The sequence below is a fragment of the Euryhalocaulis caribicus genome (assembly GCF_000412185.1).
GTDB classification, from domain to species: domain Bacteria; phylum Pseudomonadota; class Alphaproteobacteria; order Caulobacterales; family Maricaulaceae; genus Euryhalocaulis; species Euryhalocaulis caribicus.
Window position 1 is genome coordinate 11,719 of record NZ_ASJA01000027.1, and the last position, 15,780, is coordinate 27,498.

15 protein-coding genes are annotated in these 15,780 nt (G+C 63.8%); 11 read left to right on the forward strand and 4 right to left on the reverse strand.

What is annotated here, in order from left to right:
* Positions 1 to 18 precede the first annotated feature (18 nt).
* Both L338_RS15265 and L338_RS15270 read left to right on the forward strand, forming a co-directional pair.
* Positions 19 to 828 carry a DUF1499 domain-containing protein gene (locus L338_RS15265; RefSeq protein WP_022699275.1) on the forward strand — a complete coding sequence of 270 codons (810 nt, stop codon included), beginning with the start codon at positions 19 to 21 and terminating at the stop codon, positions 826 to 828.
* 96 nt (positions 829 to 924) lie between these two features.
* Positions 925 to 3,465 (forward strand): ATP-binding protein, encoded by a 2,541-nt coding sequence (locus L338_RS15270; RefSeq protein ID WP_022699276.1) that lies wholly within the window; start codon positions 925 to 927, stop codon positions 3,463 to 3,465.
* 4 nt (positions 3,466 to 3,469) lie between these two features.
* On the opposite strand, the gene L338_RS15275 is transcribed toward L338_RS15270, so the two are convergent.
* Complete coding sequence (locus L338_RS15275) at positions 3,470 to 4,327, reverse strand: MBL fold metallo-hydrolase (RefSeq protein ID WP_022699277.1); 858 nt, start codon at positions 4,325 to 4,327, stop codon at positions 3,470 to 3,472.
* 138 nt (positions 4,328 to 4,465) lie between these two features.
* On the opposite strand from L338_RS15275, the gene L338_RS15280 reads away from it, so the two are divergent.
* Complete coding sequence (locus L338_RS15280; protein ID WP_033311637.1) at positions 4,466 to 4,651, forward strand: hypothetical protein; 186 nt, start codon at positions 4,466 to 4,468, stop codon at positions 4,649 to 4,651.
* On the opposite strand, the gene L338_RS15285 is transcribed toward L338_RS15280, so the two are convergent.
* Positions 4,648 to 5,091 carry a protein tyrosine phosphatase family protein gene (locus L338_RS15285; protein WP_022699279.1) on the reverse strand — a complete coding sequence of 148 codons (444 nt, stop codon included), beginning with the start codon at positions 5,089 to 5,091 and terminating at the stop codon, positions 4,648 to 4,650. The two genes, L338_RS15280 and L338_RS15285, sit on opposite strands and share 4 nt — an antisense overlap.
* A gap of 109 nt (positions 5,092 to 5,200) precedes the next feature.
* On the opposite strand from L338_RS15285, the gene L338_RS15290 reads away from it, so the two are divergent.
* The 4 genes from L338_RS15290 to L338_RS17155 are packed head-to-tail and all read left to right on the forward strand — an operon-like array spanning position 5,201 to position 7,640.
* A complete protein-coding gene (locus tag L338_RS15290) occupies positions 5,201 to 6,127 on the forward strand; it encodes an ABC transporter permease (protein ID WP_022699280.1) in 927 nt (308 codons plus the stop codon).
* Positions 6,118 to 7,026: an ABC transporter permease subunit gene (locus L338_RS15295; protein ID WP_422110950.1), complete on the forward strand. Its 909-nt coding sequence runs from the start codon at positions 6,118 to 6,120 to the stop codon at positions 7,024 to 7,026. The genes L338_RS15290 and L338_RS15295 overlap by 10 nt, the downstream gene beginning before the upstream one ends.
* On the forward strand, positions 7,023 to 7,463 hold the full coding sequence (locus L338_RS15300) for a DUF6314 family protein (RefSeq protein WP_022699282.1): 441 nt from the start codon (positions 7,023 to 7,025) through the stop codon (positions 7,461 to 7,463). The genes L338_RS15295 and L338_RS15300 overlap by 4 nt, the downstream gene beginning before the upstream one ends.
* 18 nt (positions 7,464 to 7,481) lie before the next feature.
* The gene (locus tag L338_RS17155) at positions 7,482 to 7,640 is read left to right on the forward strand and encodes a DUF2256 domain-containing protein (protein WP_081639670.1); all 159 of its coding nucleotides are present in this window, start codon (positions 7,482 to 7,484) and stop codon (positions 7,638 to 7,640) included.
* A gap of 6 nt (positions 7,641 to 7,646) precedes the next feature.
* Here L338_RS17155 and pyk read toward each other — a convergent pair whose 3' ends face one another.
* A complete protein-coding gene (pyk, locus tag L338_RS15305) occupies positions 7,647 to 9,053 on the reverse strand; it encodes a pyruvate kinase (protein WP_022699283.1) in 1,407 nt (468 codons plus the stop codon).
* A gap of 184 nt (positions 9,054 to 9,237) precedes the next feature.
* Between pyk and L338_RS15310 the strand changes: the two genes are divergently transcribed.
* The 3 genes from L338_RS15310 (at position 9,238) to L338_RS15320 (ending at position 12,905) form a co-directional block, all read left to right on the forward strand.
* Entirely contained in the window at positions 9,238 to 9,441 is a 204-nt protein-coding gene (locus L338_RS15310; protein WP_022699285.1) for a dodecin family protein, read from the forward strand.
* Positions 9,442 to 9,552: 111 nt separating this feature from the next.
* Positions 9,553 to 10,881, forward strand: a complete 1,329-nt coding sequence (locus L338_RS15315; RefSeq protein WP_022699286.1) for an ATP-grasp domain-containing protein — start codon at positions 9,553 to 9,555, stop codon at positions 10,879 to 10,881.
* Positions 10,878 to 12,905, forward strand: coding sequence for a CocE/NonD family hydrolase (locus tag L338_RS15320; protein ID WP_022699287.1), 2,028 nt, complete (start codon positions 10,878 to 10,880; stop codon positions 12,903 to 12,905). The genes L338_RS15315 and L338_RS15320 overlap by 4 nt, the downstream gene beginning before the upstream one ends.
* Here L338_RS15320 and L338_RS15325 read toward each other — a convergent pair.
* Positions 12,883 to 14,784, reverse strand: a complete 1,902-nt coding sequence (locus L338_RS15325) for an acetyl-CoA hydrolase/transferase C-terminal domain-containing protein (RefSeq protein WP_027068603.1) — start codon at positions 14,782 to 14,784, stop codon at positions 12,883 to 12,885. The genes L338_RS15320 and L338_RS15325 overlap by 23 nt on opposite strands.
* A gap of 194 nt (positions 14,785 to 14,978) precedes the next feature.
* Here L338_RS15325 and L338_RS15330 point away from each other — a divergent pair.
* The coding region (locus L338_RS15330; protein WP_022699289.1) for an OmpP1/FadL family transporter at positions 14,979 to 15,780 on the forward strand (802 nt) is incomplete at its 3' end.

The following is a 15,780-nucleotide window of genomic DNA, read 5'->3' on the forward strand; positions in this document are numbered from 1 at the left end:
GGGGGGCACGCCTAATCTATGACCGAGTCCGAAAGAGGCTTGCCGCACTATTTGCGTATGGCGCTGGTTCTGCTGGCGTTGCTGGCGGCCGTCATCGTGCCGCTGATCTTCGTGTTCGGCGCGTTCAGCGTGAAATTCGGCCTGTTGAGCTGGCGGACCGGGCTGGACATGGTTGTCACATGGCTGCCGCGCGCGGCGTTCTCGGCGCTGGCGCTGGGCATTCTCAGCTTCGTGCTGAGCATCTTCATCCGGCCGCGCGGACGGGGCCTGCCGCTGGCGGCGCTGGCGATTGTCATTCCGGGCGCGGTCCTGTTCCAGGCCGCGCAGATAAAGGCGGCGGCGCAAGCGGTGCCGCCCATCCACGATATTTCCACCGACATGCAGAATCCGCCGCATTTCTCGCAGGCGCTGATCGCTCTGCGTGAGGCGTCCGGGGCCGAGAACTCGCTGGATTATGAGGGCAAGTCGGTCAATCGGGACGGCGATCCGCGGCAGGTCTCCGAACTGCAGCGCCAGGCCTATCCCGATATCAAGCCCATCGCGCTGAACGCCGAACCTCAGGCGGCCTTCGACGCCGCCATGCGCGCCGCGCAATCGCTGGACTGGACGGTGCAATACGCTGATCCCAACGCCGGGCGCATCGACGCCACGGACAGCAGTTTCTGGTTCGGTTTCAAGGACGATGTCGCGATCCGCATCAGTCTGGCGCAGGGCGGCGGATCCATTGTGGACGTTCGCTCCGTCAGCCGGGTGGGCGTGTCCGATATCGGCGCCAACGCCGAACGGATCCGCGCTTTCCGCGAGGCTTTGACCGGCCGGATCAGCTAGTTTTTCGCATTTGCGTAAAAATTTACGCGCCGCTTACCCCTGCGCCCTAGGGTTTGCCTGAGGGGGGAGCGATCAGAGGCTCCGTCAGAGGGGCCTATGCGTCTGTCACTTACAACCAAACTGCTCGGCGGCATTGTTGCGACCATTGTCGTGCTGGCCGCCATTGCCACGTTTTTCGCGATCAGGGGTTTTTCCGCCCAGCACGAAGCGCTGTTTGCGGCTGACTTCGAGAAGGCGGTCGAAAACCGTGCGGAGCAGGAGAGCAATCTTTTCCGGGATATCCGCAACGCGCATCTGGCCGCCGATGTGAATCTGGAGCGCAAGGCCGCCGCGCTTGATCCCGAGCAAGCCGCCGCCCTGTTCGACCGCTATTTTCCGCTTCAGGCCGACGGCACGCGGCGCAGCCTGGACATCTTGTTCGAGGGCGGCCGCGTCGAAACCATCGGCGAGGTTTACGGCGTCGGCGCGTTTTTCGCGAACGGCGCGGCGCTCACCACGGAAGACAAGGTGGCGATCTGGGCCGCTTTCGAGGTGGTGGCGGAATCCGGCCAGGCTCTGTTTGGCCAGTTCAGCAATTTCATTTTCGCCACGCCGAACAACGGATTGATGATCTTCGGGCCCACGCGCAGCGACCGCCTTGCCTATTATCGCAAGGAAGCGCCGGCGGATTTCTCTTTCAGCCATCTGGAAATGTCCCAGATGATGCTGCCGGAGAATAACCCGCAAGGGGCCACCCGGTGCACGGAACTGACGACGCTGCTTTCGGATTCCAACGGGGTCGAGCTGATGACCGGGTGTTACACGCCAGTACGCGTGGACGGCCGGCATCTGGGGTCCTGGGGCGTTACGGTCAAAGTCAGCGGGCTTTTCCGGCGCGCGGTCACGGCGGACACGGCCGACGCGACAAACATGATCATCACCGCCGATGGCCGGCTCATCGCCCACCCGGAACTGGCCGACGCCACCCAGACGGACGCCGAAAAGCTGGCGGCGCTGAGCGGGGAAATAGAGGCCGCCGCCATCAGCGCGCGCATCCGGGAAAGCGGGGCGCGCTCCGGAATTATCCGCAATCTCCAGTCGGACCAGATCATCGCCTATAGCGCGATGGAGGGGCCGGACTGGTATTATGTCGTGACCCGCCCGCGCTCCACCCTGACCGCCGCGGCGTTCCGCACGGTTCGCCCTCTGCTGTTTATCTGGGCGGCCAGCGGGCTTGCCGCGATCATGGTGCTTATTGTCCTGTCGCGCAGGCTGGTGCTGAACCCGGTGAAGCGGCTCGCCGCCCGTTACGGCGACACGGTGGACGGCGCCGGCGAGGTGGAACATTCGGCCGCGCGCGCCGTGGAAGAGCGCGAGGACGAGATCGGGCAGCTGGCCCGCGCGCTGCGCCGCCGCGAAGTCCGCGTCAGCGACACCCTTGCGACGCTGGAACAGCGCGTGGCCGAACGCACCTCTGAAATCCAGAAGGCCAATGCCGCCAAGTCGGAATTCCTGGCGCATATGAGTCATGAAATCCGTACTCCGATGAACGGGGTTCTGGGCATGGCGGGCGCGCTGGAACAGACAAGCCTGGACGGCCGCCAGAAACAGATTGTCAGCGTCATCAACCAGTCGGGCCGGGCCTTGATGGCGGTGATCGACGATATTCTGGATCTGTCCAAGGTCGAGGCCGGAAAACTGACCCTGGAAAGGACGGTTTTCCAGCTGGGCGACCTGCTCGACTCGGTCGCCGATCTCAATCGGGAGCGGGCGGAGCAGAAAGGTCTGGCGCTTTCAGTTTCGCTCAGCGACTCGGCGGACGGCGATTATCTGGGCGATCCGACGCGGCTGCGCCAGATTCTCAATAACCTCGTTTCCAATGCTCTGAAATTCACCGAACAGGGCGAGATCGCCATATCCGCGGACCGGACGGGCGAGGGGGCGGACACCACGCTCCACTTCTCCGTGCGCGATACGGGCGTGGGCATCAAACCGGATGCGCGCGACACGCTTTTCACGGCCTTCTCACAGGCTGACGCTTCCACGACCCGGAAATATGGCGGCACCGGGCTGGGGCTGGCGATCTGCAAACAGCTCTGCGAGCGCATGGGCGGGTCGATCAGCGTGGACAGCGCCCCCGGCGAGGGCGCGGAGTTCCGCTTCCACGTGATGATGGAGCCCCGGTGCGAAACAGGGCGCGAACAAAGAAACATGACAAGGGAGGGGGCCATGTCTTCTTCGGATAGACCGCTGCGGGTTCTGGCGGCGGACGATCACCCCGTGAACCGCATGGTGATCGAGGCGCTGATGGAAGCCGCCGGGGTGGAGCTGACCATGGCCGAAAATGGCGTCGCCGCCGTGGAAGCCTGGGAGAATGGCGAATTCGACATCGTCCTGATGGATATCCAGATGCCCGAAATGGACGGCATCGACGCCACCCGCGAAATTCGCCGCAAGGAGGCCGAACGCGGCCACGGCCGGACGCCCATCATCGCCCTGACCGCCAACGCCATGACCCACCAGGTCTCCGAATATCTAGAGGCCGGGATGGACGATCATGTCGCCAAGCCGGTCAGCGCCGCCGCGCTCTCTGACGCCATGCAGCGGGCGCTGGAAAACGGGTCCGGCGGAGAGGACGAAGTCCGCGCCTCGGCCTGAGGCGTCAGATTTCGCCGTTTTCCTTCAGCCGCTCCAGATGCGCCTTTACGCTCATCGCCGCGGCGGGCCACAGGCGTTTGTCCACGCCGGAATAGAGTTTCGGCACGATGTCCTCGGGCGTTGTGCGGCCCTGCGCCACCTGATCGCGGATCTGTTTTTCGCGTTGCAGACGATGGCCGATATAGGCGCGCAGGAACCGGTCGGGCCGGGTAATGGGCGGCCCATGCGTGGGCCACAGCGTTTCAAATTCGCGCGTCCGGATTTTCTGCAAACTCTCCAGATAGGCGTTCATGTTGCCGTCCGGCGGAACAACCACGCTGGTCGACCAGCCCATCACGTGGTCGCCGGTGAAACAGGCCGCCTCTTCTGCAAAACCGAAACAGACATGATTGCTGGTATGGCCGGGCGTTGCGATCGCCTCCAGTGTCCAGCCGGGGCCGGAAATCGTCTGCCCGTCTTGCAGCTCGATATCGGGGGTAAAGGCGGCGTCCGCGCCCTCCTCGGTCACCGGCTGGTCGCCTGACAAGGGTTTGTGCCGTTCCGGGGCGGCGCGGCCATAGACCGGGGCGCCGTGCTTTCGGGCCAGCGGATGGGCCAGCGGGGAGTGATCCAGATGGTGATGGGTGACCAGCACCGCGCTGACCCGTTCGCCCTCCAGCGCCGCATCCAGCGCCGCTTCATGCTCGTCCAGCACCGGACCCGGATCGATGACCGCCACATCGCCCTCGCCGATGATGTAAACGCCCGTCCCGGTATAGGTGAACGGCCCCGGATTGCGGGCGATCAGGCGGCGCACCAGGGCGCTGACCGATTGCGCCTTGCCGTATTCGAAATCGATATCCTTGACGAAGGGGATGGGCATGAAGGCCTCGGCTTTGGGGCAGGGCGCATCGCCCGCTGGGTGTCATCCAGATAATTACGCAGGCGGAAAAATTAACCGGTCCGAAACTTGCGGCGCTTTGCCGGCGGCAACCGTTATGGGACAGAAAAGGGGGCCGGAATGATACGCTTGCTTCAATGGACCTCGCGCATCGGGCTTATGGCCGCGATCGCTTTCGTCACGCTTCTGGGCCTCAAGCTGGGCGCTGTCGCGTTCGGCTGGGACGGCGCGCCGGAAGGAACGCGCGCCGCCTCGCCCGAAGTGGTAGTCGCCATCGGCCCGGAACTGCGTGGCGCCGAGGACTAGGATTTCGCCTGCGCGCTCATCGCCTCAAGCTGCGGCTTGAGCGGCGACAGATCATAGCCCGCGCTCTGCGCGGCGCCGGACAATTGCTCCGCGTCCATCTTTCCGCTCCCCGCCTGGCTGAGCGCCCACAGCATGGTGGAGCGCGTTCCCGAGCGGCAATAGGCCAGAACCGGCCCGCCGGCGTTCTCCACGCAGGCCCCCATCTTCGCGACCATCTCCGGCGTCACCTGACCCGGCTCCATCGGGATCGACTCATAGGCCAGGCCCGCGGCCTCGGTCTCCGCGCGCGCTTCCGCGCTGCTCATCTGGCCGGGCTCTTCATTATCTGGACGATTATTAATGATCATCGCGAAGCCCTGGTCGCGGGCGGCCTGGAAATCGGCCTTCGCCAGTTGCGGCGAGGCGGAGAAGGAATCGCTCAGTCGGCGGAAATCGGACATGGGTTGTCGCTCGCTGTAAAAGGTTGGTTGCGGCAAGATTGACAGGCTCAAAATCACCGTGGAAGGGTCCGCGACGATTTTTTGACATTTCCGGGGCTGCTTTCAACACATGCTGCGATACGCGCTCAGGCGATTGCTTATCGCAATCCCCACCCTGTTCGTGATCATTACGATCGCGTTCTTCATGATGCGCGCCGCCCCCGGAAGCCCGTTCGACACGGACCGGCAGCTTCCCGCCGCCATCGAACAGAATATCCGCGCCGCCTATGGAATGGATAAGCCGCTGATCGCCCAGTACGGCGATTACCTCTCAAAGGTGGTTCGCGGCGATCTTGGCCCCTCCCTGAAATACCGCGACAAGACGGTGACGGAAATCATTGCTGAGGGCTTCCCCGTCTCCATGACAATCGGCGTCGCGTCACTGTGTCTGGCCATGGTTTTCGGGGTCGGGCTGGGTGTCGCGGCGGCGCTGCGTCAGAACCGTCCGGCCGATTTCGGGGCAATGGCGGTGGCCATGATCGGCATATCGATCCCCACTTTCGTCACCGGGCCGTTGCTGGCGCTTGTCTTCGGCGTCTGGCTGCGCGTTCTTCCTTCCGGCGGCCTGCAGGGCGGAATGAGTTTCCAGAACCTGTTGCTGCCGGTCATTACGCTGGCCCTGCCGCAGATCGCCATCATTTCACGCCTCACCCGCGCCTCGATGATCGAGGTGATCCGCTCCAACTATATCCGCACCGCGCGCGCCAAGGGCTTGAGCGAATGGCGGGTGATCACCCGGCACGCCATGCGCGCCGCCCTGTTGCCGCTGGTCAGCTATATGGGTCCTGCGCTGGCGGCGCTGATGACCGGATCGCTGGTGGTGGAGCAGGTGTTCCAGCTGCCCGGCATCGGGCGGCAATTCGTGATCGGCGCGCTACAGCGCGACTACACGGTCGTGATGGGGGTGGTCATTCTCTATGCCGCGCTGATCATCCTGATGAACCTGCTCGCGGACCTGCTCTACGGCGTGCTGGACCCCAAGGTGAAATACCAGTGAGTCTCGAGCTGATCCCCGGCCGCCGCGCGGAGATCGCCGGCAAGGCGGCGACACGCGGACGTTCGCTCTGGGACGATGCGCGCGGGCGGCTGTTCCGCAACAAGGCGGCGGTGGGCGGCATGATCGTGCTGGCGGTGATGACCCTGCTGGCGGTCTTCGGTCCCGCCCTCTGGCCGCACGGTTATGACACGATCTACCGCACCAAGGTCGCCATCGGTCCGACGTTCGAGGACTGGCATATCTTCGGCACCGACGCGACGGGGCGCGACCTGTTCGTGCGCACGCTGATCGGCTTGCGCATTTCGCTGGCCGTCGGCGTGGTGGCGACCGGGGTCAGCCTGGTCATTGGCGTGTTGTGGGGCGCGACCGCGGGCTATCTCGGCGGGCGCATCGACAATGTGATGATGCGCTTTGTCGATATCATGTACTCGCTGCCCTACATCTTCTTCGTCATCCTGCTGATGGTGACGTTCGGCAAGCATCTGATCCTGATTTTCGTCGCCATCGGCGCGGTGGAATGGCTGACCATGGCGCGAATCGTGCGCGGCCAGACCATCTCCCTGCGCCGCAAGGAATTTATCGAGGCGGCGGAAGCCGCCGGGGTGCGCGGCTTCACCATTATCCGCCGCCACATCATGCCCAACGTGCTGGGACCGGTCGTGGTCTACGCCACCCTGACCATCCCGGTGATTATCCTGGCCGAGAGCTTCCTCAGCTTTCTGGGCCTCGGCGTGCAGGAGCCGCTGACCAGCCTTGGCAAGCTGATTTCCCAGGGCAAAGACGATCTGGAAAAGCCGTGGCTGCTGCTCTTCCCCTCGCTGTTCATGATGATCACCCTGCTGGCCTTCAACTTCATCGGGGACGGCCTGCGCGACGCCATCGACCCCAAGGACCGGTGAGCGGCGGGCCCTATCCGGTCGCCGATCTTGCCGCTTACCTCACCGGGCGCTGGCGGCTGGACCGGACCATGCGCGACCACCGCGCGGGGCAGACCGGGACCATGACCGGCGTGCTCGAGATTGCGCCGGACGGAGAGCGCCATGCCTGGCGCGAACGCGCGGAGCTGGCGATGGGGGCCTATCGCGGCCCGGCCTGGCGCGATTACCGACTGGGCTTTGTCACGCCGCGCCGCGCCGCGGTGCATTTCGACGACGGCCGCCCGTTTCACGAACTGGATTTGTCGGACGGGTTCTGCCGCCAGCGGCATGACTGCCCGCCGGACCTGTATTCCGGCGTCTTTATCGCGTTCGGCGCCGACCGCTGGCAGATGCGCTGGCGCGTCCGGGGGCCGAAAAAGCGCCTCCACATCGTGACCGATCTGGCGCGGGCCGATTAAGGCGCTAACTCTCCCGGCATGACGGGATCCACCGCAAAGCGCGACCTGCCAACCAAGACCTGCCCGGTCTGCGGCCGCCCCTTCGCGTGGCGGAAGAAATGGGGGCGGGACTGGGAGAATGTGCGCTATTGCTCCCGCCGCTGCGCGCGCAACAAGACAGGACGGGGAAAGCTCTAGCCCGCTCTACAAATTCAGCAGGTGCAGAACATTGGTGCGGCCCTCGGAGCCGAACGGAAGGCCGCCGACCAGCAATCCGTTTTCGACATCGTCGATCTCCCGCATCAGGGCGCGGGCCTGTTCGATGGCTGCGTCGAACGTATCCGGCGCGGGGCGGGTCATGGGCTGCACGCCCCAGATCAGGGCCATGCGGCGGGCCGCGGCGGCATAGGGGCTGACACCGAAAATCGGCGCGTGCGGACGCTCCCGCGCCACGGCTGCGGCTGAGGCGCCCGACTGGGTGAACGCGAAAATCGCATCGCAACCATGCGCCTCGCACGCATTTCGAACGGCATAGGACAGCGCCTGCGCCTGAGAGGACCGGTCGGGCATGTCCAGCGGCGGCAGGTAATGTTCGTATTCCGGGTCCGCTTCCACCGCGCCGATGATGCGGTCCATGATGGCGACCGCGGTCAGCGGATGGCGCCCCACCGCCGTCTCCGCGCTCAGCATCACCGCGTCCGCGCCCAGATAGACCGCCGTGGCGATGTCGGAGGCTTCGGCGCGGGTGGGCGTCGCCGAATCGATCATGGATTGCAGCATCTGGGTGGCGACGATCACCGGTTTGCCGGACCGGCGGCAGGCGCGAATGATCCGCCGCTGCGCCACCGGCACGTCCTCCAGCGACAGCTCCACGCCCAGATCGCCGCGCGCCACCATCACCGCGTCGGACAGCGCGATGATGTCTTCCAGATCATCCAGCGCGGACGGTTTTTCGATCTTTGAGACCACCGCCGCCCGGCCCCTGATCCGCTCATTGGCTTGCCGGACATCGGCGGCGCGCTGTACGAAGCTGACCGCGATATAGTCGACCTCCTGATCCAGCGCGAAGTCCAGATCCTCCAGATCCTTGTCGGTCAGCGCGCCGATATCCAGCGCCCGGCCGGGCAGGTTGATCCCCTTGTTGGCGGACAGCGTTCCGCCATTGAGAAATTGCAGCTCGGCGGATTCGCCGTCCGCCGAAACCACCTTGGCGGCGACCGCGCCGTCATCGAAAAGAACGGAGTCTCCCGCCTCCAGCGCCGCGAAGAGTTCGGGATGCGGCACGGGCAGCGCCTCGCCTCCGGCGGACTCGCCCAGCGTCAGCGTGCGCTTTTCCATTGCGCGAATTTCGATGTCCCCGTCCAGATCCCCCAGCCGCAGCTTCGGCCCCTGAAGGTCGGCCAGGATGGCCACATGCGCGCCCAGGCTCTCCGCCGCTTGCCGGATGCGGGCAATGGTCTCGGCGTGCGTCTCGTGATCGCCGTGGCTCATATTCACGCGAAAGGCGTCCGCGCCATGCTGGATCAGCTCCGCGATGACCTTTGTGCTGCGGGAGGCGGGGCCCAGCGTCGCCAGTATCTTGCACGCGCGGCCGGGCTCGTTGTCGATCATCAAAGTCTATCCGTATCTCGCCGCCGGTCTCCGATCAGCCGGCGCGAAGACCGTCGCGCCAAACGCGGCGGCGTTCAAGGGAGCGCGCAAAACCGCGCCGCCGCGCGCTCTTTTTTGAGCTTTGCCGGAACCTTCGCGGCGCGGCTTCTGTTCTCCCCGCACGTCACAATGACAGGAGGATCCCATGTCGATTGCACGCGTAACCGAAATTTCCACCACATCCACGAAAAGCTTCGAGGACGCCATCGAGAAGGGAATCGACCGCGCGTCGAAATCCCTGCGCAATGTCCAGAGCGCCTGGATCAAGGAACAGAAGGTCAATGTCAGCGACGGCGCCATCACCGAATACCGCGTCCACCTGCTGGTGACGTTCGTTCTGGACGACTGACCGCGCCTTTCAGTCTGCGGGCCTTGAACGGGCGGAAGTCTGCTCTTCCAGCCCGTGGCCTCGCGCCGCCAATAAGGATCGATAAGAACAAGAAACGGATCGGATTGGTTGATGACAAAGAAAAACAATACGAATTCCGGCAAACAGCGGATTTTCGTGCTGGGGGCGGATGACTATAATCTTGGTCTCATCCGCGCTCTGGACGCTGCCGAAGAGTGGGAGTTGATCTCCGCTCTCACCAAGGATGATGTCCAGCCGCCCAGCGGCCGCATAGATTTTGACGACCTCTACCAGCAGGCGCGGTCGGTCATTGACGACCATGGCGGGGAACCGGACGCCATTATCGGTTATTTGGATTTCCCGGTGACGCCGCTTGAGGCGTTACTGCGACAGGATTTCGGCCTGCCAGGCGCGAAACCCGAAGCCGTCGCTCGACTCGAACACAAATATTGGACGCGGCTGGAACAGAAGAAGCTTTACCCGAAGAAAACGCCTACGGTTCGCGCGCTGAACCCGTTCGATCCCGACAGGGCTAAAAAAGATGCGCCGGCCTATCCGTTCTGGCTGAAGCCGGTGAAAGGTCATTCCTCTGTGCTTGGCTTCATGGTGGAGGACGAGAAGGATCTGGCGGCCGCGCTTCATGCCTGTCGGCAGAAAATTCATCTGATGGGCGAACCTTTCAACCAGTTCCTGGCCAAAATCGATCATGAGGAAGTCGGCGATATCGACGGCAATTACGCCGTGGCCGAATCTCTAATTTCGGCGGCGCGCCAGTTCACGCTGGAAGGCTATGTCTGGAATGGCGAGACGGTGATTTACGGCGCCGTGGATTCCGTCCGCGAAGGCCATCATCAAAGCAGCTTTTCCCGGTACCAGTACCCGGCCGTTTTGCCGGATGATGTCATGGACGAGGCACGGAAAATCAGCGCCGCTTTCATGAAACAGGTCGGCTATGACGGATCGCCGTTCAATATCGAGTTCTTCTGGAACCCGGAAACCGGCGACCTGAATCTGCTTGAGGTGAACGCTCGCATATCCAAGTCCCATTCGCCGCTTTTCCGCATGGTGGACGGCGCCTCTCATCACAAGGTCGCCATCGACCTGGCGCTTGGCCGCAAGCCTGAGATGCCCAAAGGCAAGGGCAAGGATGAAGTGGCGGCCAAGTTCATGCTGCGCTCTTTCGAGGGCGACGGCATCGTCAAACGCGTTCCCAGCGAGAGCGAACTGGCCGACCTCAAGCGCATCCTGCCCGACATCGACGCCAATGTTCACGTTCAGAAGGACGTTCAGCTTTCGACGCTCTTCTATCAGGACAGCTACAGCTACGAGTTGGCTGACATCTTCCTCGGCGGCAATGACGAGGAAATGCTGGAAGACGCCTATGCGCGTTGCGTCGACTCTCTTCCCATCTTCATCAAACCGCTGCCGAAGGCCGCATGAAAACAGTCACCGATTTCCCCCATGAGATCATCGAAGAGGAAAATGTCTGGATACCGGTCGGCGACAATCTGAACCTCGCCGCGCGGATCTGGCGTCCTAAGGATTCCGGAAACAGCCCCGTTCCCGCAATTCTGGAATATATCCCCTACCGCAAGCGTTTCGGCACGACCGAGCGGGACGAGATCACCCATAAATATCTCGCCGGACACGGCTATGCCTGTATCCGGCTGGACATTCGCGGCAGCGGCGAATCCGAAGGCGTGCTGAAGGACGAGTACACGCAATCGGAACTCGATGACGGCGTGAAGGCGATACACTGGATCGCGAAACAGACCTGGTGCGACGGCAATGTCGGAATGATGGGCATTTCGTGGGGCGGGTTTAACGCGCTCCAGATCGCGGCCATGCAGCCAGAGCCGCTGAAAGCCATCGTCTCGGTTTCCTCCAGCGATGACCGATACGCGGACGATATACATCATATGGGCGGCACGTTGCTGGGCGATAATCTGTCCTGGGCGTCCGTCATGTTCTCGTTCAACACCATGCCGCCGGATCCGGCTCTGGTGGGCGATCGCTGGCGCGAGATGTGGCGTGAACGTCTGGAAGGCAGCGGCCTGTGGCTGAAAACCTGGCTGGAGCATCAGCGCCGCGACGAATACTGGCGCCATGGCTCGATCTGCGAGGACTACAGCGACGTTCAGGTGCCGGTCTTCGCCGTTTCGGGCTGGGCGGACGGCTACACCAATACGGTCTTCCGCCTGATGGAAAAGCTGGACGTTCCACGAAAAGGGCTGGTCGGCCCGTGGGGCCATACCTATCCCCATATTGGCCGCCCCGGTCCGGCGATAGATTTTCTGTCGGAGCTGGTGCGCTGGTGGGACCGCTGGTTGAAGGGCAAGGATAACGGCGTCGAACACGATCCGATGATCCGCGCCTGGATGCAGGACAGCGCCCCGCCCAATCCGCAATATGATTTCCGCCCCGGAAAGTGGGTGGGGGAGTCTGACTGGCCCTCCGCCAGCAGCGAGCCTCTGGAATACAAGCTGGGTCAGGGGCGGCATCTGGAACCGGCGGAGGCGGAAACCGCTGTAAACGGGCTGGACGTCCAGTCGCCGGTCACGCTGGGTCTGTTCGCGGGTAAATGGTGTTCTTACGCCAAGGGTCCGGACCTGTCCGGCGATCAACGGTCGGAGGATGGCGGCGGCCTGATCTTCCAGACGGATACGCTGGAAGAGGACGTGGAGATCCTCGGCTCACCCGTCGTGGAGCTGGAACTGGCCTCCGATCAGCCGGTCGCCATGGTCGCCGTTCGGCTGTCTGACATGCGGCCCGATCATCAGGTCACGCGCGTCACGTACGGCCTGCTCAATCTCACCCACCATGAAAGCCGGCGGCATCCCGAAACGCTGGAGCCGGGCAAGCGCTACAAGGTGCAGGTGCCGCTCAACTATATTGCCCAGACCTTCCCGGCAGGCCACCGCATCCGGGTTGCCATTTCCACGGTCTACTGGCCGTTGGCCTGGACGCCGCCGGAATCGACCCGCCTGACGGTCTGGACGGGGAACAGCCGGTTGATCCTGCCCCGCCGCAAACCCCGGCCGCAGGACGACAACGCGCTTCGCGATCTGGGTGAACCGGTGGGCGCGCTCGGTCCGGACATGACCATGATCGAACCCGGTCAGCACACATGGAAAGTCTATCGCGATCTGGCGGAAAACCTGTCCGAGCTGGAAGTCGTGGATGACCGCGGCGTGTTCCGCCTGAACGATATCGGCCTGACTGTCGGCGCTCACGCGAAAGAGACCTATTCGGCGGTCACAGGCGACTTTACCTCCGTCCGAGGTGAGACGGTCTGGGAGAGGACGCTGGAACGGGAGGGCTGGTCCGTCAGCACCCGCACCCGCACCTGTCTCACCTCCGACCGCGACAATTTCTATATCGACGCGGAGCTGGACGCCTATGAAGGCGACTCACGCTTCGTCTGCAAAAGCTGGCGGGAGGTTATTCCCCGGGATCACATCTGACTCCGGTCTGCTCCAGGGCGTAAACGATCAGCCTGGCCTGTACGCGGTCGCCGAAACCGGCCGGTTCTGACAGGTCCATCCGCTCCAGATAGGGGAGGGACCAGTCGGGTATGGCGCCGTTCAGTAGCGCCCCGGCGAACAGCCCGGCGCGGCCGCGCAGGGTTTTGCTGCGGGCGCCCAGCCATTGCAGGGCGTCTTTCAGCGCAATTTCTGTGGCGCTCAGATCGGTTCCAAGCGGATAGGGGGGCAATACGCCGTCCGAAACGGCGTCTTTCAGCGCATTTTCGAGCGTTTCAGGCGTATTCCGGCGCCAGTCTTCCGGCGGTTCGAACGCCTTTTCGACCTTTCCGGCGGCTTTCGCGGCTTCGAGAAACGCTTTCTGGAAGCGCGCATCGCTGACGCTGGCGAGCGCAATCGCCACTTCGCGGTCGGTCTTTCCGCGCAGATCCGCGACGCCATATTCGGTCACCACCATATCGCGGAGGTGGCGCGGCACGGTGATTTCACCGGCCTGCCAGACGATGTTCGGAACCGTCTTGCCGCCGCTTTGCCGCGTCGCGCGCAGCATGATGACCGAACGGCCATCCTCCAGCGCGTGCGCCATCGCCACGAAATTATACTGTCCGCCCACCCCGCTCACCACGCGGCCATCCTCCAGCGTGTCGGAAATCGCGGCCCCGCGGCCGTTTATCTTCATCGCGGTGTTGAAAAAGCGGGCCTCGACGCGTTGCGCGCGGTCCAGCGCCTCGCTGCCCAACAGGTCGTTCACGCGCGTCACGGCGGTCATGTTGATGCGTTTTCGCAGCGTTTCGGGCAGGTCGCGGAGACGCTGATACATGCGCGCGGGTCCCAGATAGAACGCGCCGTGCAGAAAAAATCCGTCATCTCCGGGCGCGTCATGAACCTTGCGGCTCAGCACGCCGCATTCCAGCAGCCGCAACAGCCCGTCCGTGACCATTTCGCTGCAGGCATAAAGCCCCGTTTCGAAGGGGGCGAGGCCGCCAATCGCCGGGCATCCGGCCTCCGGCGCCCCCTGAAGCCGCGCCACAGCCCGGCGAAACGCATCGTTTTTCGTGTGCCGCAGACCGATGGCGTGGCTGACCGCGTCGGCCAGCGCGCCGATCCCGATCTGCAGCGTGCCGCCATCCTTGATCAGCGTCGCCGCATGCAGGCCCAGCGCGTGGTCGCTGAGGCCGACCTGACGCGCGGGAACCGGGAACAGCGTATAGCGTCCGGCGTCAAATAATCCGTCGAACCAGTCCTCCGGCACGGCGGCGTCATTCCCCAGATAAGGAAGGTCGGCGTTGATTTCTCCGAAAATCGCGACCTTCCGGCCCGCCGCCTGTTGCCGCCACAGGGCTTTCGCAAGATCCAGTGACAGGTCCGGGTTGCAGGAAAGGCTGTATCCGCCCCCGTCCGGCGCCGGGGCGACCATCTGCGCGATCACGTTCAGGCCGGAATCCAGGATATCGCGCCCGGCATGGGTGTAGTTGGCGCTGACATAGTTCTGCTGGGCGTACTCATTGTTCAGCAGGCCGCCGGGGGGCAGGAAAAACTCCTTCACCGTAACATTCAGGGGCAGGGTTCCCGCGCGGCGGTCGCGGGCGTAATCCAGATCCGGATAGCCCTGGTAAAGCCGCTCCGCGATAGGCTCCAGAAGCCGCGCGGCCAGCGCGTTCGGGGCCGCCGGCCGCTCCAGCGTCAGCGCCGTGAAGATGGTCAGGTCCAGGTCCGGATCGGTCCTGGCCCGGGCGTAAAACGCGTTCGCCAGATGGTTGGCCTTGCCCAGCGCCAGCGGCAGGCCCAGCACGATGGTCTTGCCGACGCGGGCGATGGCGGCGTCAACGCATTCTTCGGCCCGGGCATATTGGTCAGCCATAAATTTCAATCTTCCGCCGCCGGTTCCGGACCGGACTTTGTCTGTGTGCGCCGCAGCGTAATCCGCGCCCGCCACGCGCTCAGCCTCGCCGCCTGACCGCCTGCGTCAAGATATGCTTTTAGCAGTTCGGCGAAGGAACACCCCGCTTTTTCGGCGGGTTCTCCCGGCTGCAAGCTTTCTTCGGGAGATTTTCAATGCAGTCTGCATATCTTAAGCGCGGCCTCGTTTTTTCCGGCGTTTCCGCGCTCGCCATCGCCGTCGCAGGGCCCGCGATGGCCGATGGTTTCAAGGTCCAGGAATACAGCGTCCGCGACGTTGGTCTGGCCAATTCCGGCAATGCGGCGCTGGCCTCCGACGCCAGCACGGTATTCTCCAACCCCGCCGGCATGACCTATCTGGACGGTCCCCAGATCAATACCGGCATTCACGCCATTATCGGCCGCGGCGAGTTCGAAGACGCCGGATCGGTCGACGCCCTTGGCGCGCCGCTGACCGGCGGCGATGGCGGCGATGCGTTCGACGACGCTTTCGTGCCCAATTTCTACGCCGTCATGCCCCTGATGGACGGCCGCCTGTGGGCGGGTCTTGGCGTTTCCGCGCCGTTCGGCCTGACCACCGCCTATGACGGCGAATGGCAGGGACGCTATCAGGCGCTGGATTCCGAGCTGACCGTCATCGACATCAATCCCAGCATCGGTTTCCGCGTGAATGACTGGCTGTCCGTGGGCGCCGGCGTCAGCGCGCAGTACGCCGATGTCCGCCTGACCAACGCCATTGATTTCGGCGCGGTCTGCCTGTCGCAGGTCGAACCGCAGGCGCCGGGCTTCTGCGCCTCCAACGGCATCCTGCCGCAGCAGGCGGATGGCCGCCTGAACCTGGAAGGCGATGACTGGTCCTATGGCTTCAATTTGGGCGCGATGATCGAGCCCTGGCAGGGCGGCCGCATCGGTCTGGCCTATCGCTCCGAGGTTGATCACGACATTGAGGGCGATGCGG